The 21,013-nt window shown below is 40.4% G+C and carries 14 protein-coding genes; 11 read left to right on the top strand and 3 right to left on the bottom strand.

The genetic code is table 11. The features are described from left to right. Nucleotides 1-807 precede the first annotated feature (807 nt). The 4 genes from ACFFAP_RS21040 (at nt 808) to ACFFAP_RS21025 (ending at nt 8,725) form a co-directional block, all read left to right on the top strand. Nucleotides 808-2,472 carry an AAA-like domain-containing protein gene (locus tag ACFFAP_RS21040; protein ID WP_375513033.1) on the top strand — a complete coding sequence of 555 codons (1,665 nt, stop codon included), beginning with the start codon at nt 808-810 and terminating at the stop codon, nt 2,470-2,472. Beyond that, complete coding sequence (locus tag ACFFAP_RS21035) at nt 2,472-4,262, top strand: AAA-like domain-containing protein (protein WP_375513032.1); 1,791 nt, start codon at nt 2,472-2,474, stop codon at nt 4,260-4,262. Before ACFFAP_RS21040 ends, ACFFAP_RS21035 begins: the two co-directional genes overlap by 1 nt. A 27-nt stretch (nt 4,263-4,289) precedes the next feature. After that, nucleotides 4,290-5,981 carry a WD40 repeat domain-containing protein gene (locus tag ACFFAP_RS21030; protein WP_375513031.1) on the top strand — a complete coding sequence of 564 codons (1,692 nt, stop codon included), beginning with the start codon at nt 4,290-4,292 and terminating at the stop codon, nt 5,979-5,981. Between the two features lie 65 nt (nt 5,982-6,046). Beyond that, nucleotides 6,047-8,725 carry a C1 family peptidase gene (locus ACFFAP_RS21025; protein ID WP_375513030.1) on the top strand — a complete coding sequence of 893 codons (2,679 nt, stop codon included), beginning with the start codon at nt 6,047-6,049 and terminating at the stop codon, nt 8,723-8,725. 231 nt (nt 8,726-8,956) lie between these two features. Here ACFFAP_RS21025 and ACFFAP_RS21020 read toward each other — a convergent pair whose 3' ends face one another. The 3 genes from ACFFAP_RS21020 to ACFFAP_RS21010 form a co-directional block, all read right to left on the bottom strand. Next, nucleotides 8,957-9,634, bottom strand: coding sequence for a DUF2834 domain-containing protein (locus tag ACFFAP_RS21020; protein WP_375513029.1), 678 nt, complete (start codon nt 9,632-9,634; stop codon nt 8,957-8,959). A gap of 105 nt (nt 9,635-9,739) precedes the next feature. After that, the gene (gene hrcA / locus ACFFAP_RS21015) at nt 9,740-10,870 is read right to left on the bottom strand and encodes a heat-inducible transcriptional repressor HrcA (RefSeq protein ID WP_375513028.1); all 1,131 of its coding nucleotides are present in this window, start codon (nt 10,868-10,870) and stop codon (nt 9,740-9,742) included. A 516-nt stretch (nt 10,871-11,386) separates the two neighbouring features. Beyond that, entirely contained in the window at nt 11,387-11,719 is a 333-nt protein-coding gene (locus ACFFAP_RS21010; protein WP_324977680.1) for a rhodanese-like domain-containing protein, read from the bottom strand. A gap of 156 nt (nt 11,720-11,875) precedes the next feature. Here ACFFAP_RS21010 and ACFFAP_RS21005 point away from each other — a divergent pair, with 156 nt between their 5' ends. From ACFFAP_RS21005 to ACFFAP_RS20975, 7 genes are all read left to right on the top strand, one after another. Next, entirely contained in the window at nt 11,876-13,573 is a 1,698-nt protein-coding gene (locus tag ACFFAP_RS21005; RefSeq protein ID WP_375513027.1) for a DUF3352 domain-containing protein, read from the top strand. A 219-nt stretch (nt 13,574-13,792) separates the two neighbouring features. Continuing rightward, on the top strand, nt 13,793-16,006 hold the full coding sequence (locus ACFFAP_RS21000; RefSeq protein ID WP_375513026.1) for an Hsp70 family protein: 2,214 nt from the start codon (nt 13,793-13,795) through the stop codon (nt 16,004-16,006). After that, nucleotides 16,003-16,512, top strand: coding sequence for a LysM peptidoglycan-binding domain-containing protein (locus ACFFAP_RS20995; RefSeq protein WP_375513025.1), 510 nt, complete (start codon nt 16,003-16,005; stop codon nt 16,510-16,512). The genes ACFFAP_RS21000 and ACFFAP_RS20995 overlap by 4 nt, the downstream gene beginning before the upstream one ends. Continuing rightward, on the top strand, nt 16,499-19,225 hold the full coding sequence (locus ACFFAP_RS20990) for a peptidase M, neutral zinc metallopeptidase site (RefSeq protein ID WP_375513024.1): 2,727 nt from the start codon (nt 16,499-16,501) through the stop codon (nt 19,223-19,225). Before ACFFAP_RS20995 ends, ACFFAP_RS20990 begins: the two co-directional genes overlap by 14 nt. Before the next feature lie 13 nt (nt 19,226-19,238). After that, nucleotides 19,239-19,853, top strand: coding sequence for a molecular chaperone DnaJ (locus tag ACFFAP_RS20985; RefSeq protein ID WP_375513023.1), 615 nt, complete (start codon nt 19,239-19,241; stop codon nt 19,851-19,853). After that, nucleotides 19,846-20,325, top strand: coding sequence for a nucleotide exchange factor GrpE (locus tag ACFFAP_RS20980; RefSeq protein ID WP_375513022.1), 480 nt, complete (start codon nt 19,846-19,848; stop codon nt 20,323-20,325). The genes ACFFAP_RS20985 and ACFFAP_RS20980 overlap by 8 nt, the downstream gene beginning before the upstream one ends. A gap of 164 nt (nt 20,326-20,489) precedes the next feature. Continuing rightward, on the top strand, nt 20,490-20,981 hold the full coding sequence (locus tag ACFFAP_RS20975) for a hypothetical protein (RefSeq protein ID WP_375513021.1): 492 nt from the start codon (nt 20,490-20,492) through the stop codon (nt 20,979-20,981). Nucleotides 20,982-21,013: the final 32 nt, after the last annotated feature.

The following is a 21,013-nucleotide window of genomic DNA, read 5'->3' as shown; positions in this document are numbered from 1 at the left end:
AACCGATGTAAATACGGTTGTTGGTGCTGGTGATCCACTCGCAGAACCGATCCCACACGTTGGCGCTTTCGCGACGTTGAATCGTTGCTGTCATTGTTTTATAAATGCGATTATTTGTGAATGAATTAGGTAGGTTTGACTACCTGTTACACATCTTAAAGAATTTATTGCGTTTTGTAAAGTACTTTGAGAAAAAATTTTTTCTTGAGATTTACGCACCCCTTGAATTTTTACGTTAAGCAATAGACTGCTACTATGGCGTAGCTTGTGAAGTTTATCTGACTTAGCCTGGCTTGGGTTGATTTTAAGCGATTAATTCATAAGCTAAGTTTATGATTTATTCCTCGCAATCACCCTTTGTACATTTCCCAAAAAACGGTATCATACACCACTATTTTTTAGCGATGGCTACGCCCGCCGTTGGCGTTCGCGTAGCGTGTCGCAGACAAGCCTCTCGTAGAGAAGGCATCGCAAAACTTTTTGGTCTACTAACATTATTGAACTTACTACAAAAAGGGAATTCAGGGCTGTCGTCGGCAGCCCTGAATTCCTTATCTACAATGATTATTATTCTTAGTCAGTGAGTATTTTATTTATTGGAAGTCCCTTAAAGCTGCTCTCTTGTTTGACAACAGAGCAGTGAAAGTATTCTCAATCAAGTAACAGCGTTAGCTAAAGCTTTGTCCAACGGATAGATACCGCGCACCTCTGTTAGTGGTGGTCAAGCTAGCTGCCTGATAAAATCAGTAATTAAGCTTAACTATGCTGTAGTACACTACATGTAAGTAAGTAATAATCCCGCGTTTAATGGTTGAAAGCAGTGTAAAGAAAATCCTGATTTTGTCAGCCAATCCCACGAACACAAACAAGCTACGCCTGGATGAGGAAGTGCGGGAAATTCAGGCAGGATTGGAACGAGCTAGAAGCCGAGATCAGTTTGAAATCATCACTAAATGGGCAGTACGTCCTGACGATTTGCGCCGTGGACTATTGGATTACGAGCCAGAGATAGTCCACTTTTCCGGACATGGGGCAGGAAATCAAGGTTTAGCCTTGGAAAATAATGCAGGGCAAATGCAGCTAGTAAGTACAGACTCACTGGCAAGGCTGTTTAAATTATTTAAAGACAAAATTGAGTGTGTTTTCTTGAATGCCTGTTATAGTGAAGCCCAAGCTGAAGCTATACACCAACACATTGACTGCGTAGTGGGCATGAATCAGGCAATTGGTGATAGAGCCGCGATTGAGTTTGCAGTCGGCTTTTATGATGCACTTGGTGCAAATAGATCCTATGAGGATGCTTATGAGTTTGGCTGTAGTGCTATTGACCTAGAGAGCATTCCAGAGGTTTCAACCCCAGTACTGAAAAGTAGGAATTATGGCAGCAAAGCTGTTCCCCAGCAGCAACTAAAGCAAAACCTGGTTAAAAATACTCAGGAAATACCATTAATCACTTTAGAAGACCCAGAAGGGCAAGTACCTCTAGAATCCGCTTTTTATGTGGAACGTCCCCCGATTGAAGTAGACTCTTACGAAACAATTTTCAAACCAGGTGTCCTGATTCGCGTCAAAGCTCCTAGACAGATGGGAAAAACCTCCTTAATGACGCGAATTCTCGACCATGCAAACCAACAGGGTTATCAGATTGCTGCTTTGAACTTTCAGTCAGCCGATGCAGAATTTCTCAGTAGCTTGGAGAAATTCTTGCAGTGGTTCTGTGCCAGCATTACCTACGAACTGAATCTACCAGATAAGCTAGAGGATTATTGGAAAGGCGTTCTGGGTAGCAAGAACAAGTGTACGAATTATTTCCAAAGGTATTTGTTATCCGAGATAAACACTCCCATCGCTTTGGGATTGGATGAAGTTGATGAGGTCTTCAAACATCCCGAAATTGCTAATGACTTTTTTGGTTTGTTGCGCTCTTGGCATGAACGGGCCAAGAATGAGGCAGCTTGGAAAAAGTTGAGGTTGGTGATTGTGCATTCTAAGGAAGTATACATCCCGCTTAACATTAATCAGTCGCCCTTTAATGTGGGATTGCCAATTGAGTTGCCAGAACTAAATCTTGCACAGGTGCAAGATTTAGTTCTGCGTCATCGACTCAATTGGACTGAAGAAGAGATTGAGCAGTTGATGTTACTGGTAGGTGGACATCCTTATTTGGTGCGAGTGGCGCTGTATCAAATTGCCCGTAGTCGGATGACCTTGGCAAAGCTCAAACAAGTCGCACCAATGGAAGAAGGCCCCTATAGCGACCACTTACGTCGTCACTTACTGAATCTGCAAGAGGATGAACAATTGCTGGCTGCGGTCAAACAATTAGTAATATCAAATACCCCTGTAGATGTAGGAACGACTGAAGCGTTTAAACTCAGAAGTATGGGATTAGTGAAGTTTCAGGGTAATGAGGTAATGCCTTTGTGTAATTTGTACCGCCAGTATTTTCTAGAGCGCTTGGGAGTTAACTGATGAGTGTAGCACCTCGCCCAGGCTACGAATATCAAGTAGGAGGCAGTTTACCAGTTGATGCCCCAACTTATGTGCGGCGACAAGCTGACCAAGAATTCTATGAAAGCTTGAAGCAGGGAGAGTTCTGTTATGTCCTAAACTCCCGACAGATGGGCAAATCTAGCTTGCGAGTGCAGACAATGCAACGGTTGCAGGTGGAGGGATTTGCCTGTGCTGCCATTGACATTACAGCGATTGGAACCGCAGATATCACCCCAGGCCAGTGGTATGCTGGGGTAATTGATACGCTGGTGGGAACTTTTAATCTTTATACCAACTTTGATTTAGAAACCTGGTGGTCTGACAACGGCTTACTTTCACCAGTACAACATTTAAGCAAGTTTATTGAGACAGTACTATTAAAAGAAAATACTGGCAATATTGTCATATTTATCGATGAAATTGATAGTATCCTCAGTCTTTCATTCAACCTAGATGACTTTTTTGCAGTCATCCGCGATTGCTACAACCGACGCGCTGACCAAAGAGATTATAACCGCCTTACCTTTGCCTTAATTGGGGTGTCTACGCCTTCCAACCTAATTAAAGACAAAGGGCGGACACCTTTTAATATTGGTCATGCAGTTGACTTGAAAGGTTTTCAACTCTCAGAGGCGCAACCACTAGCACAGGGACTAGTAGATATTGGCGATCGCGAAGAATTAATCAAAGCAGTTTTAGACTGGACAGGAGGACAACCGTTTCTTAGCCAAAAGTTATGTAAGTTGGTATTGCAATATGGCAAAGAGATGGGGAAAAGGGTAGAATCCAACATTGCAGACTGGGTAGAGCATCTGGTGCGATCGCAGATGATCACAAACTGGGAAGCACATGATGAGCCGGAGCATTTAAAAACCATCCGCGATCGCATTTTACGCAGTGGGAAACAGGGTAGTGGAAGATTGTTAGGGTTATGTCAGCAAATTTTGCAGCAACGAGAAGTCGTAGCTGATGACAGTCCTGAACAAGTTGAACTGCGGCTGACAGGATTGGTGGTGAAGCGGGATGGTAAGCTGCGAATTTATAACCGCCTGTATGCAGAAGTATTTAACCAGAAATGGTGCGAGGGAGAACTAGCAAAACTGCGTCCCTATGCCGAAGTATTAAATATCTGGGTCGATAGCAAACGTCAGGATGAGTCGCGCTTATTGCGAGGACAAGCATTACAGGATGCTCAAGCTTGGGCAACAGATAAAAGTTTAAGCGATTTGGATTATCAATTTTTAGCTGCAAGTCAGAAGTTAGAAACGCGCGACGTTGAAAAAAGATTGGAGGTAGAAACAGCAAAGGCTGCTGCTGCTAAAGCAGAAATAAAAGCGTCACAGGCCATACAAGAAGCCAAACAAAAGGTTGAATATCAAAAGCGAATCACTAGAAATGCAGTTGCGATCGTATCCCTAGTTGGTATCACAGGGATTGCCATCTTTGCTGTAGATAAGTGGAGAGAAGCAGACAGGGGTCAAATCCAAGCATTAACAACATTCTCAAGCACAAAATACACCATAAATCGAAATACTTTTGATGCCTTAATAGATGCTCTCAGAACAGGAAGACAACTAAAGCAATCTATTTGGTATAAAAACGACCCTGAACTGCAAACTCAATTTATGGAAGCACTTGGTAATGCAGTTTACGGTGTTAGGGAGAGTACTCGGCTAGAAGGACATGAAGGCTTTGTTATGCAGGCTAGGTTTAGTCCTGATGGTAAGACAATTGCTACTGCCAGCTACGACAATACTGTTAAACTCTAGAACTCAAATGGCAAAGAAATCTTAACTTTGCAGCTTACTTCGCTAGTTGCGGATGTAAGCTTCAGCCCTGATGGTCAGATAATTGCTTCTGCCAGTCGAGATGGAACTGCAAAACTTTGGAATCGGCAAGGTAAACTGCTGGCAAATCTAACAGGGCACAAAAGTGATGTTTGGAGCGTTAGTTTTAGCCCCAATGGCCAGACAATTGCTACGGCAAGTGCAGACAAGACAGTTAAGCTTTGGTCATTAGATGGTCGTCTGCTTAAGACTTTAAAGGGTCATACTGATGCAGTCAACAAAGTTACTTTTAGTCGTGATGGGAAGATTGCTACAGCTAGTGACGACAAGACAGTAAAACTCTGGGATGCTCAAGGTAATTTGATTAATACCTTGAATGGGCATAAAAATGCTGTGTTGAGTGTAAATTTTAGCCCTGATGGTCAAACTCTTGCCTCTGCCAGTAACGATAAAACAGTTATCCTTTGGGATGTTAAAAAAAGTAAGCAAGCTACATCACCTTTAATACATACTGATAAAGTTAGAGATGTTATTTTCAGCCCCGATGGTCAAACCATTGCTACTGCCAGTGAGGATAAAACTGTGAAACTGTGGCGTAGTAGAGATTATAGACTGCTAGAAACTTTGAATGGGCATCAAGGTGCAGTCACTAGTTTAAGTTTTAACCGCCAGGGCAATATCCTTGCATCTAGCAGTTTTGACAAAACAGTGAAATTTTGGCGACTCAATAACTGGCTGACTACTTTGAATGGACATAGTGCAGCAATCTTTAGTGTTGACATTAACCGCAAAGGCAACATGATTGCAACTGCTAGCGGTGACAATACGGTGAAATTGTGGAACTTGCAAGGAAAACAACTTAATACGCTTAAGGGGCATACTCTACCCATTGCTAGTGTCAATTTCAGCCCAGATGGCAATTTGATTGTGAGTGGTGGTAATGACAGAACTGTAAGGCGATGGAATTTACAAGGACAAGAACTTAAACCACCTTTTACAGGGCATACTAGCTCCATCACTAGTGTCGCTTTGAGTCCAAATAATAATACGATTGCCTCTGCCAGTCTTGATGGCACTGTTAAACTTTGGAGTCGCAAAGGAGAACTTTTAAAGACTTTAAAAGGCAATATTACAAAAACTTCTAGTGTCAGTTTTAGCCCGAATGGCAAGATAATCGCCGCAGCCAGTCGGGATACTGGAACAGTACAACTCTGGAACAGTGATGGAAATCCCTTGCGTAGTTGGAAGGCTCACAACGCCTCAATCTACAACATTCGTTTTAGTCCTAATGGTCAAGTTATTGCTACTGCTAGTGAAGATAACACTGTGAATTTGTGGAATTTGGATGATGTTTACTCAAATTCTTTGAAAGGACATACTGCCGCAATTTCGGGCTTGGATTTTAGTCCTGATGGTCGAATGATTGCTACTGCCAGTGATGATGGTACAGTAAAAGTATGGTCGAATAAAGGTGTATTAATTATGACTTTGAATGGTCATATTGGTAGTGTTAACTCACTCAGATTTAGCCCTGATAGCAAAATGCTTGCTACTGCCAGTAATGACACTACTGCAATGCTATGGAATATAGAAAACCTCAGCTTGGATACATTTATGGCACGTGGATGTAATTGGTTAAGCGACTATTTAAAGAATAATAAAAATGCTCCAAAGGATATTTGTGACGAAATTAAAAGGTAGATGATTCTTTGCCTTGAACACCTTAAATCATCTGAATAATCGCTAATAAATATTAAAAGGAAATTATGGAAAATAGCAGTAATCAACAACAAAAAAAGGATTGGAAGAAAAAAGGATTGGGTTGGATACCAGACTACCCAGACTTACGCGATTATAGCTTAGAGGATGAGGAAAATATTGAGAAAAAACTCAGGTTCAAAATAGAAGGAAGAACTGACGATTTTGAAAAAGTAGTAGAAGTTTTAATTAATTTAATTACCAAAAAACATTTCTTGCAAGAAGAAAAAATCAAAGAGCTTCAAAACCAAATATTTGGTAACGTCTTATTTGCCAAGGTGAAAGTTCATAAGTTTTTAAGAGAGAATCTTGAAAGAGAAACAATAAAAAGAATAGATTATCAATATCCCTGCAAACCAATTAAATATGAAAAAATATTTTCAAGTCAGATAGTAGATTTAAAGAAGTATCTTGGTATCTTATCAATGAAAGGATACTTGTCATTAAGCAAGTCTGTAGATGTAGATGTAGATGTACATGTAAATTTTGAGCAAATAGCCAGTACAGTTCATTGGATGAGAGACGAAAAGTACGATTCAACCACTAAATTACTTGTAAAGGATTTTCAGTCTCGTTCTAAGATTCTGGTTGATGGAATAGTAGGAATTGAAACTTACACGACTTTCAATGAATGCTTTTCTGACCCTAAAAAATTGTCTCAACTTGAACATCCTGGAACAAATCTTAATAAAAAAGGGTTATCAAAAATTAAATTTTTTGCAGTTACATCCTTAATATCAAGGGCAGAGTTTGAAATAATATTAGACATTTTAAAATCCAAAGTCATTGAGCAAATCTGCAAGGAATTCACAGAGTATATAAAGAATAATTCCTACAAGAATCCTGAAATCCAAGCTACTGAGCTTAAAAAGAAATTTTTTGAATATGATTTTTTGGAAACTATTATAGATGCAAATAATAGCTCTTTATTTTGGAAAATGGAAATAAAAAAATTAGAAGTAAAAGATATTGATATTGATATTGTTAAAGAAAAAATCAAAGCTTTTATTATTAATAATGAAGAGAATACCAGCAATATTGTAGAAGGATTATATAACTCGTATGTAACTGAACCAATATTTTCAGTTTTAAGTCGAATTCTTTCTCCTTTATTATTCCAATGGAGCAATACCAGCAATATTGTAGAAGTATTACAGAATTCATCTGTAACTGAACCAATATTTTCAGTTGTAATGCAAATTATTTCTCCTTTATCCCAATGGAACGATCTGACTTGGGAAGAAATGATAAAAAAAGGTTTTGATAAATTTGAAAAGATTGCTAATAGTAAAATTATCACTAAGAATTCAAATCCCGATCCGGGATATTCTACGGAAGAATTAGTAAAAAGTGCGATTTCTCAAGTTATTTCTCTAATGAAATTAGGAATTTACTCCTTTATAGAACAAGAAGATAAAAAAGATGAAAATGAGCTATTTGTATATTTTTTACTGAAGAAATACTTAAATCAGTTTGAATATACGTCACATGTTGAAAAGGAGATAAAAGATAGTAAAGATAAAGAGCTTAAAACTAATATTCTTGATAAGCAAGAAGTGTTTAAAATTGAATTAACATTTAATTATGCTGATAATGCTTCTACTCAAGAAAAGAATGAACAAAAACAGTCGGAAGACTTATTTAAAACTCTACATTTATATATTCCTCTAATAATTAGTAACAGTTATCTTAATAAGTTGAAAGAAAATAATAAAAAAAATAAGCCCCCCAAAAAACTATATTTTCTTCTTCCTGCTGTAGTAGATTTAAGCTTTTGGTGTTCTCCGGTGAGAGATCAAGGCTCACTGAATTCTTGTACTGCATTTGCTGCGATCGCACTCTTAGAGTATTTTGAAAATAGAAATTTTGGTAAATCAACAGATGCTTCTCCTCTATTTCTGTATAAAGCTGCACGCCAGAAAATGGATGTTAAAGGAGATGTTGGAGCATCTATCCGAGAAACGATAAAAGTACTTGCACTATTTGGTGTTCCCCCTGAACAATCTTGGCCTTATGAAGTAGATAAAGTAGATGAAGAACCGCCTCCTTATTGTTATGCCTATGCTCAAAATTACAAAACACTCAAATACTTTCTTCTAGATTATGCTGGCATTACTACAGAGAGTCTTTTGTTTCAGATTAAAGCAGTTTTAGCTGCGGGCTTTCCTTGTATTTTTGGGTTAACGCTTTATACCTCTGCATACGAAGAGACTAATTCTACAAAAGGTTACATTCCATATCCAGATCCCAATAAGGATAAGGTGGTTGGTGGACATACTGCCGTTGTAGTTGGATATGATGATTACAAATTTATTCGATGTGCAGATCGCAAGTACTATTCAAGAGGTGCATTTTTAATCAGAAACTCTTGGGGTACTGAATGGGGAATAAACGGTTATGGATGGCTTCCCTATGACTACGTTTTAGCCGGACTCACATCTGCTTGGTGGTCATTACTCAAAGCAGAGTGGTTTGATGAAAGTAACTTTGGATCGGCTAGAACAGGTGGCAATGTCGCAGATCCTAATACACAAGGATCGCATCAAGCAGGTGGCAATGTCGCAGATCCTAATACACAAGGATCGCATCAAGCAGGTGGTAAGGGTGCAGATTCTAATACACAAGGATCGGATCAAGCAGGTGGTAAGGGTGCAGATTCTAATACACAAGGGTCGTCAGGCCATTAATCCAACCCATAGTAACCACAATGCAACTTTTCTATTCATCATCTTTAGATGATGTACATTTAACATAATTACTAATTTATAATTCGTATTTTTTGCGTCTAAATCCCCCTTTCTGTAGAACGCTGCCCTTAGCTTGCTTAAAAATAGTGGTACATCTATACGTGATTTTTGTTTCAGTTGGGGATTTAGACCCCTACTGAAACTGTCTTTAATTACGAATGACAAATTGCTTTAATTTGCAGCTGGCTGCTGACTGGGTATTGCCTCTACACCCACTTCTGGTAGAGGTGGACGCAAACACAAATAAATCAATGGGCCGAATAGCGGAATCAACGCTATTAACCAGAATATCTGTGGGTTTTTCCAACCACGACGCGCCATATCATCCCCTAGCAAAGCTGGAAATAATAGGCAAAGTAGACAGAAATCTAAACTCATGACATTGATGAAGCGGTTAGTTTGCCACTGTTGCACAAAATTACCCCAATCTCCTCCTGTTAAACCATAGACAACTAGAATAACCGTGGCTACTGTCAAGGCAACCCCAGTCACACGAGAATCTAGCAGCTTGAGCAAGGCATTCTTTTTACCGACAAACTCATTATTTGGTTCTCTAAGGGCTAAGTAGGGTAACAAGGCAAATATCCCGACTCCGAAAGAGGCAGTAGCAAATAGCCAAGCAGGTATTTTTTGCCCTCTACCATCAATCAACACTACTGCACTGTAAATAAGAGGCCAGATGCCCATGAGGTTGAATAGTGCTATTACTAACGGGTTAATGCCTTGCCACTGGCCAGTAGAAAGGTTTTTGATTAACTCGAATGTACCAGGTTGTTCAGGAGGAGCGAGGAAAAAAGCATAGGTAGTGAATCCCAGCCACAGCACGCCAAAGGCAATTTTTCTAACCATGAAAGAGTTAAAAAGTATTAATTATTAATTTTGCCACTATAAATTCGGCTTATCTACCTGCTATGGTATTGTTCTTTTGTTTAAACCTGTAGCAGGTTGTCTCTATTAGGGATTGAAATAACTGAAAGCTTCTGAGAGGTAATCAGCAGCAGATGCCACGACTGCGATCGCACTTTCATAATCTAGACGCGTTGGCCCTAAAACTCCCACACTTCCTACTGGTATTGAGCCTCGGCGATAGGTGGAAGAAATCAAGGTGCAGGTGCGTATCGGTTCTAAAAGATTTTCTGCGCCAATGCGAACTGTTACCTTTGACTTACCCACATCCTCAAGCTCTGGTTCCTCAAATATTAATCGCCACAGTTGGTCTTGTTCTTCTTCCAGTAGGTGGATAATCGTTTGTACTTGCTGTAACTGGGAAAATTCCGGCTGGCGCAAAACTTCTGACACACCCCTAACCATAATTTGGGTTGCAGTTGGCGCATGAGTGCGACGAGTCAATTCGGCAACTGAATTTTTCAAGAATTCCCCGTAGCGTTGGAATTCCTGATCTAATTCGCTCCAGTTGAGGTTGGCTAATTCCAACAGACTTCGCCCCCGCAAGTGGGTATTCAAAAAGTTAGAAACAATTTGTAACTCGCGATCGATTACCTCTGAATCCCTTTGTGTTTCCTCTGGTATTGGTGACAAATCCATCAACTTGGAATGTGTCTCATAACTATCTGTGACTACAATTAGCATGATCCGCCCCGCTTCAATTTGCACTAATTGCAAATGTCGCAATAGTGCTGTGGTAGTTTGCGGCATAGTAATCAAGCTAATGCAACCACTTAAGGTTGCTAAAATTTGTGCAGCTCCTTGCAGTAGGGTTTCTAAACTCCAATCTTCCCACTGGAGGCGCTTTTGTAGTGCGGCCTCTACTTCTCGTCCTAAAGTTTCCGTTCGCGTAGCGTCTGTCTGCGACACGCTGCGCGAACGCAGAGAAGGTGTAATTAGCTGGTCAACATAAATGCGATAGCCTGAATCTGAAGGTACACGTCCAGCAGAGGCGTGTGGTTGGTAAAGTAACCCGGACTTTTCTAAAACGCCCATCACATTGCGAATTGTGGCTGAACTTACACCCAGGTCGTACTCCTCGACCAAAGCTTTTGAACCAACAGGCTCTGCCGTAGCAATGTAGTGACGTACCGTTGCCCAAAGTATATGCTGTTGTCGATTTGTTAACTGGACTTCCATAGGGTATGTAATGCTCGGCGGCAAATTTTAATCAAAGTCTGGAAAAATTTCTGGATTTGATTGAAAACTAAGAATATTAATAATTTATTAAGATAACAAATTATACAATTATATTGCGATCGTTAACCTTAAGGTTCACGTACACTATTCTTTTAACGGATCTTTGCAGCAAAAGCTGAGAGTTTGAATTTACAACATCCTTTTCTGGCTTATTTTTGCATAATTCTACACTTATAAAAGTATTATTGTATACGTATTTTTGCGGCGTTCGCAGCTAAGATTGGGGTCGAAAAGTTTCGTAAATATTTAGCCAGTGGAGAAAGTTAGCCCCTAAGTTTATTTACTGCTATTTTTAGCATAGCAAAAGCTAGATGGAAGAATAACTTCCATCTAAGTAATGCACCTAGACACAAGCTAGTGCCGCAGGGCAAAAGTCAAAAGTTACGCATTCAAAAGTTTTGTATATCAAGGCTTTTGCAACTTTTAAAATGGTAGCTTGATTTTTGCCGTGCTGTACTAGTACTGGGGAATTGAATGGTCTACTAAGACGGAATAAGCATCAATACCACCCGAAATATTTTGCACATTTGTAAAACCTTGAGCAATTAACCACTGGCACATCTGGGCAGAGCGGATGCCGTGGTGGCATAGTACAAGGGTTTCAGCTTGGGGATTGAAGAGATTAGGGACTTGATCTCCCCATTCGGTAAATTGACTCAAGGGTAGGTTGACAAAGCCCTCAATGCTAGCAATCTCCAATTCTTGTGGTTCGCGTACATCTACTAGCTGAATACTTACATCACCAGAAGAAAGACGTTGTGCCAGTTCTTGTACACTAATCTGGTTCATGGGTTAACTAAAAGAATTCCCTATAAACAGTCCTAATCCTATTTATGGTGACAGAAAATCTCTGCCTTTGCATGAGTATCCATTCTCAAGAAGGCTGATAAATCCTGGTAGGCTTTCTGCTTAAATGGCTGTAAACCGTCTTTTTAAAGGTCTAATGTGAATAGGCAACGCTCATTTATTGGTTTTATCGTAGCTAGTGCGATCGCACTGCTAGTAATTGCGATCGCTGGCTTTTACTGGTTTTTTGCCAAAAATCCGGCTAACCTCACTGCTTCTACCGGACAGCCTAGTGCAACCATATTTGTGTCGAAACTCTCCCCTGTAATGGTTTCATTGCTGACGAATCCCGATCGGTTGCAGGCCTTGGAAGGTGAAGGAGAACTATCTAAACTCAAAACCAGTTTATTCGCCAAAAGTGGCATAGATTACAAAGAAGACGTTCAACCCTGGTTAGGGGACGAAATTACCTTAGCTATCACCACCTTAGATATCGATCGCGATCCAGAAAACGGACAGCAGCCAGGGTATTTGTTGGCACTAGCAACCAAGCAACCACAGAAAAGCCGAGAGTTTGTTGAGTTATTGTTTTCCAAACGAGCTTTAGCTGGGGCAAACTTAGCTGTTGAACAATACAAAGGCGTAAAACTGATTTACGACAATCAAGAAGTAAGTACAGAAGAGAAAATCCCAAATCCCAAATCCCAAATCCAAAATTATCTAGCTGGTGCTGCTGTTGGTGAAGACTTTGTGTTGTTTGCCAACGATCCGAAGGTGCTGCGAGATGCCATCAATAACGTCCAAGCGCCCGATCTAAATTTGACTAGCTCCCCCAAATACCAAAAAGCGACAAAACAACTTCCCAAAGGGGGTTTAGCTGTAGCTTTCTTGAATCTTCCTATCGTGGCGAAATGGCAAGGTTTAGAATTGCCAGAACAAAGCTACGACAGCGAAATTATTTCCCTGGCGTTGAACCCCAAAGGTTTGCTAGCAGAAACCAGCTTTTTAACTTCATCGGAAATTGTTTCCCCATCTTCACCACTATCTAAACCTGTAGGAGCATTGCAATATGTTCCAGCGTCCGCAGGTTTGGCAATTTCTGGCTCAAATTTAACTAATTTGGGTAACAGTGATTTAGCCAAACTCTGGAGACAAGCCACAGCTACTATATATGGTTCTGGGGAAGATGTGGTTTCTCGGTTAGCAAAACCTTTGGCGGATGTTCAAAAACGCTGGGGTATAAACTTACCAGAGGATATTTTTAGCTGGGTACAAGGAGAATATGCGATAGCATTGTTACCTGCGAAAGAGCAAACAACCCCTCATTGGATTTTTGCAGTGGAAAAATCCGAGAGTGTGGATAAAGGTGTTGCTCGATTAGATGCGATCGCTTCATCCAAGGGACTTAGCATTAATCCCCTGACTATAGACAAGCAAAAAATCTCTGCTTGGACAGAGTTAACTACGGCTACAAAAAAAAGCGATGTTAAATATGGAACATCTTTCAGTATTGAAACAAAAGTGCGAGGATTGCATACAACTTTAGGAAATTACGAAATTTTCACATCTGACTTAGAAACGATGGATGAAATCCTCACAACCAAGGATAATTCCTTAATTGACAATCCGAATTTCAAAGATAGTATTGCTGCGATTCCCCTACCAAATCAAGGCTATATATATCTTGACTGGACAAAAAGCCAGAATTTGTTAGAGCGTCAGGTACCGATTCTCAAGTTAGTGGAAGTTTTAGGGAAACCGTTTTTTGATAATCTGCGATCGCTTACAGTCAGCAGTTATGGAACTGACACAGGAGCGCTCAAAGGTGGCGTTTTCTTCCAATTCAATAACTCGTAAAATTTTCATAAAAGCTTAAGTGCAGAAGGTTAAAAACTATTTTACCTTCTGCATTTTCTTGTCCCATGATATTTACGTAGATTTTCTGTAGCATTTGCTATTTGTATTTGTAATCTTTGGATAGGTACTGGCTGCTGGCATAGAAATTTAGGTTCGATGTGGCAGTGAGTCTCAAATACATCAGAAATAATTTACACAATACCCAGGTAGCGATCAGTAATGGGCAAAGCAATTGGCATTGATTTAGGGACGACTAATTCTGTCGCCGCTTTTAAGTTAGCAGAAGTGGAAGTGGTGACAGCTAACGATAATACGCCTCCAGACAGGAAACTGACGCGATCGGTTGTTGCTTGTGAGCAAAATAAATTTTTGGTAGGAGATCAAGCTTACAACCAACTCAGAGCTAATCCTGAAAACGTGGTTGTTTCCATCAAGCGCCTAATAGGAAGAGGTTTTGGCGATCCAGCCATACAAAAACAAAAGTCGGAATTTGGTTACAAAATTGCTGAACCGAGTCAGGGAACAGACAACGGTATTGCAGTGTGTCTAGGAGGCAAAGAATACCACCCAGAGGATATTTCTGCTGAAATTCTTAAAAAAGTTGTGCAAAATGCCCAAGCTTATCGCCAAGGAATTGGTAAAACAGGCGAAGTTATAGACCAAGCAGTTATTACTATCCCCGCTTACTTCAACGATAAACAACGCCATGCTACCCGCACAGCTGCACTCAAAGCTGGAATCACTCCCTTAGAACTGCTACCAGAACCCACAGCCGCCGCCATATCTTACGGTTTTTCTCCAACTGGGGAAGATTTTAAAACAATTTTAGTTTTTGATTTTGGTGGTGGTACATTTGATGCTTCGGTGATTCAAGCAGCAGGAACTTCATTTATTGAACTGGGAAAAGCTGGAGATTTATGGTTGGGAGGAGATGACATTGACTCTCGCATTATCAAATTTGTTAAACAGCAATTTGCCCAGCAAGAAAGAATTGCTGATATAGATGGCTTGATAGCCAAAATGCCCCACTATCAACGAGTGCGATTTAATGCTGACTTGAAGTTAGCAGTAGAACGCGCCAAAGTTGAACTAAGCACTGCTACAGTATCTTGCATTGCTCCTGCGACTCAATTAATGGATGAATTGGGTATTGCCATTCCCATTGAAGTAGAAATCACCCGTGAGCAATTTGAGGAAATAATTTCTGATTTGGTAGAGCGATCGATTGAAATTTGCCGCCAAGCACTACAAGATGCTGAACATAACCTAGAGATGGTAGATGTAGTGTTATTAGTTGGCGGTTCTTGCCAAATTCCTGTAGTTCAACGCAAAGTCGGAGAAGCTTTTGGAGCAGATAAAGTAGTGGTGCATCCCCGTCCGATGTATGCGGTGGCAGAGGGTGCAGCAATTGTCGCGGCTGGACTAACAGAGAAAGTCACAACAGTCTCTCGTGATTATTTTATCAAGCTGGTGGATGGCAGAGAACAAGTAATTAAGCGGGGTGATATTTTACCAGTAAAGACATCCCACACTTTTAAAACTGCTGCTGATGGACAACGGTTGATTCACTTTAAGTTTTTCAGCCCCGATCAAGTAAGGGAAGATATGGATGGGGTGGACGTAAATGAAAGTATTGGAGATATTTGGTTGGGTTTAAACCAATCCTATCCACGCGGGACAGAAGTTTTAGTTAGCTTAGAATTAGATGAAAAAAATAATGGTCTAGGGATCACTGCTACATTGAAAAATGACCCTTCAGAGAGGGTGAGTTGCACCTTTTCGCGGGGGCGGTCAGACGAGAAAATATATAAAGAATTAGAGGAAACGATCGCAGAACTCAATAACCAAAACCTAACTCCTCTCGGTGTGGAAGAAGCGCTGAAGTTAGCCTTACCAGTCGTGGAGTCAACTAACAAAATCATCGATCCGAATACGGGAGAGGAACGCGGCTATTTACGCGATGACGCTAGTGCAAACTTGAAAAAATTCCAGGTATCCATGTCTAAGGAACGCCTAGAAGCTGAGTGCCTCGTTAATCAATGCGATCGCATAGTTAAACTCTGCGGATCGATAATTCCCCAACCACAGCAGGAACGATTGCAAAAGCTGAGTCAAGAATTGCAAGATGCCATCAACAGCAATAACCTCTTCAAGATGAAGTCTAAAAGTGAAGATGCAAGACGAGAACTTGACAATCTACCTGATGAAGTCCATATCATTCAAGCTTGTCTTTTAGCAATCCGTCAAGCCCACGCAGTTGCACCGACTCAAGCAAATGCCATGTCTGACAAACTTTCTCGGATGCTTGCCGCTATGAAAAGTGATGATGGACAGGAAGCCAATCGCTTGTGGAGTGAATTGCAACCAGATATCCAGCGTTGGCTAAATCAGGAGTTACCCAGCAACAGCATTGTCACAGGACTAACGCGATGAAGATTAAGCTGAACTGTCCTGTGTGTGATTACCAAGAAATTGAAGGTGACACTTGTCCTAACTGTGATACCGACCTTTCTGTAATTCGGATGCTCAAAGAATTACCGCAGGTGGAAAACCCTCTGCAACAAGTGAAAATTGCCAAATGGCAACTAGGAGTTGCTTTACTTCTGCTTATTATCGGGATTGGGTTGGGTGTAATGGGCAGTTTTATATTCCTGCAACCACACTCATATACATTAACTGTCTCTTCTCCCAATCCAGTTCTAAAACTACCAGCTAATCATGCCCCTGTGACAGCTAAGGAACCCGCAAAACCAATTACCTATATTGTCAAATCGGGAGATCACCTCAGCGCGATCGCCCAAAAATTTTGTGGTGAGGGAACCTCTTGGCAAGTAATGGTTAAAGCCAATCCCCGACTCAAAAGACGGGAAGACTATATAGATGTATGGGAGGTGTTAAGAATCCCAACTGCAAGGAGGGCAATTGATGAGCATTTTTGATAATTTAAATGCTTTAACTAAAACTTTGCTGGGAGTGGGTATTGTTGATGTCTGGAAGCAAGCACCACAGACTAAAGAAGCCAGCGAAAAAGCAGTACAATTAGCCCAAAACAAACACCTACGAGAAGCTGTAATGATTGCAGAAAAAGCTCTCGCTGTCTGGTCTAAAAAACCAGGTTTTTGGGAGCGTTTGATTTGTCAATTGCTGCTGGGTAAGCTGTTAGACAATCTTACTCAGCAACTAAAGCAGTGGCGCTATCAAGTGGCAGAAGTGGATAAACTAGCTGCTAATGCCAAAACCTTTCTCAAGCAAGATACGGGCGATCCTTTAGAAACGCAAGCACTTGCAAGTGCGATCGCCATTTATCAGCGCTGTGCCAAAATTCTCCACGATGATCGCATATCGCGGCTAATCAAGCAGTGCCAAAGAGAATTGCAACGGCGACAGCAGTTCTTAAGTTTAGTGACACAGGCACAGTCTCAGGCAGAAAATCTGTTTTATAAAAATGCGATCGCAGTTTACCGAGAGGCTGAAAAGCTTTATTCTACGGAGTCTCTACGACAGGCGATCGCTGCAAGTTTTGCTCAAGTCCAACAAGAAGAAACTTATGATGCTGCTTTTAAAAAGGTGCAACAAGCTGAAAGTGAAGGAAGATTACAGGGAGCGATCGCACTTTTAAAAAATGCCCTGACTAACTTTTCTCGCTCTGACGGACTTGATTTACTCCAAAAACTACAAATAACACTAAAAGGAAGAGAACAGTTTCGCCAAGGGCTAGCAGCAGAAAAAGCGGGTGATTTTAAGGCGGCTGCATCTCTTTATAAAAATGCTAAATTGCTCTTGCCCAACTCTACATACTGCCAAATCCGGTTAGCACTTGTGGCAATAAAAACTCAGGCATGGGCAACCGCACTAACTTACCTAGAAGCTATACCTGGAGAACAAGCTGCTTACTTGCGGGGATTTGCCTACGCCCAACAAGAAGATTTACAGGTAGCTTATAAAGAATGGCTTGGGCTGACTACTGCTAACATTGCCAAGCAACGAGAGATTCTCAAAAATCTTTCCCAACGTCAACGCCTAGTAGGACTACAGAATATAGAGCAGTTGGTAAACACTGAAAATTGGGATAATGCAAAAACGGAGAGTACAAACTTTTTGCAAAAATTTGGTTCTCATCCATTAGTAGAGAAAAATCTCAATGAACATATTCAGCCACGTTTACAAGCACAAGTATGGCAAGAAAAAGACTGGAAAATTATTGCCGAGCAAGCCGAAAAATCATGGATTTCACAACCTAATACTACCACATTACATAATTTGACAGTAGCCAATTATTATCTGGGTCAAGCTAATCCTATAAAATTTTTTAATTTAATAATTTCATTGTCAACCTCCTTGGCAAATCTAACTGAAGATCCGAGCCTCAAAGATGTGCCTTGGTTAGAAAATAAATCTGTTAATTTTGCCTCAGTATCTTTAGAATTAAAAAGCAAAATAGCAGCAACAATAGAGACTTTAAAAGATTCAAATATTCAAGAATATTTTCGATTAAGCGATTGGTATCGATTAGAATTAGTATCTCTAAACTTGATGGGTGAGCCATCAATATGGGGAATGAAAATAAAAGATGTATTTATTACACCTGGTTGTTATCAGCAATACCTTCCTGAGTGGCAAGGGATTTTCGACAATAGAATACATGCTAACCAAAAAATATTAAATACCCTTTATACAAATTGGGGATTGGCTGTGGCTGCTTGTTTAGAAGGAGATTATCAAAGAGCAATTCAACTTAAACCCTCAACCACAAATAATTCTGATATCACAGCATTTGCTCAGAATTTTGTCGCTTATCATGAAGGTTGCTATCAGCTACAACAAAAATGGCGAGAGGCAATTATTCCTCTGAAGCAAGCAAAGCCAGAAATTAAAGCTAATAAGGATTGGCAACAAGAAATAGACAGACTTTGTGGATTGCAACGTCAAGTTATATCTGAATTTCAAGAACATTTAGAGCTTGCCCAGTTTTGGTATGATCTTTTAGGAAGTAGAGACGCTAGAAGTTATCTAGCTGAGTATAAGGCGGAACAAATACGTGAACAAATTGCTAATGAACAAATTTCATCAGCAACAGCCTTGAGAGAACTACAAAAACTTAAACAAATTGACAATCAAAATCCTATTGTAATTGACTTAATTGAGAGACTTGAATTTAACCAAGAATTAGAATTAATTGACAATTTACTAAAAAATAATAAATTTGAAGAAGCTGTCAAATGTGCTAAAGAATCCCAGCATCAACGTCTACGTAATATTGTATCAGACATTTGCGTAGAAATATTAATCAAGGGTTTCAAAAATCGTGATTTAGGATTTGAAGATATTTATAAATTAGGCTATTGGGCTTATGAACTCTGTCCAGATGATCCAAATATCCAAGAAGTTTATAGGTTTAGCCAAGAACTAAAGGATATTGAAAATCTGATGAGATGCGATCGCTTTGATGAAGCCGTTCATCGTGCCAAATACTCACAACATGACTCTATTCGTTACTATATAGCTGACTTTTTTGTTAAGACATTAATTAAAGGTATCCAAAACCGCGATTTATCTTTCGATTTCATTCAGCAATTAGGTCGTTGGGCTTATGAACTTTGTCCAGACGAACCTGCTTTTCAAGAAATGTACCGTAGCCTCAACCTTCGTTAATTAAAGGTATCTTATGGAATATAATCCTTACGAAATTCTGGGTGTATCCCCAGCAGCATCCAAAGCTGAAATTGCAAAAGCTGTAGCAGTGGCAATGAAGCAAAAAAAATATCCCGTGGATATCATTGCTAAAGCCCAAAAAAGCTTACTAAAACCAGAAGAACGCATCATAGCCGATTATTTGCGTCCCATACTGCCCACTATTAAGCACTTCAAATATAGTGATTTATCGGCTTTGCTTCAGCCAGCACCTAAACTGATATTATTGCCAGAATTTGATGGATTAGAGCAAGCGATCGCTCAATCTACCCAAGAAAAACGCCTAGAGCGAGAGCCTTTACCGATGAGCCTATCAGAGTTATTCACTGAGGGCATTATAGCTTGCAAAGAAGGGCGTTACCCCAAAGCAATAAAATACCTTGAAGACTACTGCCAAGGCTGTACAGACCGGAATAGTCAAGATTACATTCAAGCCCAAATGTGGCTGATTAAAGTGTATAAAATAGTTGGACAGTTAGAAAGAGCGATCGCGCTTTGTCAGCTTTTGAGTAACCATACCCATCCGCAAGTACAAACTTGGGCAACTAAAACTTTACCGATATTATCAAAAGAGGTAAATCATGTTTAATTTTATTTTCAGTAAAGAGAAGCGCGACTTAACCATACAAAAATTTGGCAACCTCCAAAAGGAAAATGTTTTACTACAACAGTCCCTGCGAGAACAGCAAACTCAAACCGCAGCAGATACAGAAGATTTATTCTTAGAAGTGCTAGAAATTGGTGATGCACTAGAAGCCTTGCTGGACTACCTCGAAAACAATGCCGACCCCAACCCAGAATTTCTCCAGCGTTTACCCCAATCTGTAGGAGCGGTTAATCGTAAGTTTCTCAGTGTACTAAAAAAGCGCCAAATTTTACCTATAGAACTGCAAAGTACACAGCCAGATTTTAATTTATGCCGTGTTGTTGATCGTGAAGTCAGAAATGATATAGCAGACCAAACAATTACTAAAATAGTCCGTCGAGGGTTTTCTTTAGGAGAAAAGACCTTGCGTCCAACAGAGGTAATCACATCCAAATTAGAAGTTGGGGAATTGTAGCTGCTGTTGATATCAAAAAACAGCGTAGCAATTACCTGCTTGCTTTAAAAACCTAAGATTGTGGCACATTTTAAGGTGGCACAACCAACTGAAATTTCACTGGAATTTTTTCATTAGAATATGTATATATCATTACTAATCTAACAGCCTGTTGGAGGGCTACTATGAAATACTGTCGCCCCCGACTTAAGTTTAGCGGCGGCTGGTTGTTGGCTATACTTGCCGCCATCACAGCTACGCCTGTAATAGCAGAGACAGCGAATTTTGGTACTTTTACCTTGTCAACAAACTTTAATCCAGCACAAGGAACAGTGCAGGGGTTTACAGGTGGTTCTTACTCATTGTCTGCCATAAGTAACCGCGATCGCGATCAAAAAGCATGTATTGGTTTTGCCGATCCTAATCCAGATCATATTATGGTTTTGGAAAAGGACTTTTCCCAGATGACAATACAAGTCGATAGCAACGGCAACGACACCACTTTGCTGATCCAAGGGCCAGACCAAAATACGATTCGTTGCGGCGATGACACTGGCAAAAGTAAAGATGCTAGCGTTAGCGATCTCAACTGGAAAAGTGGCACTTATCGGATTTGGGTAGGTACATTTAATCCTGGGGTCAAGCACGATTACACTTTGAAAGTGGAGCAGCAGTGAAGTGGGGAGCAGGGAAGGCAGGGGAGGCAGGG

This window comes from uncultured Nostoc sp. (assembly GCF_964245575.1).
Taxonomy (GTDB): domain Bacteria; phylum Cyanobacteriota; class Cyanobacteriia; order Cyanobacteriales; family Nostocaceae; genus Nostoc.
This window is presented reverse-complemented; position numbering and strand designations above follow the sequence as displayed.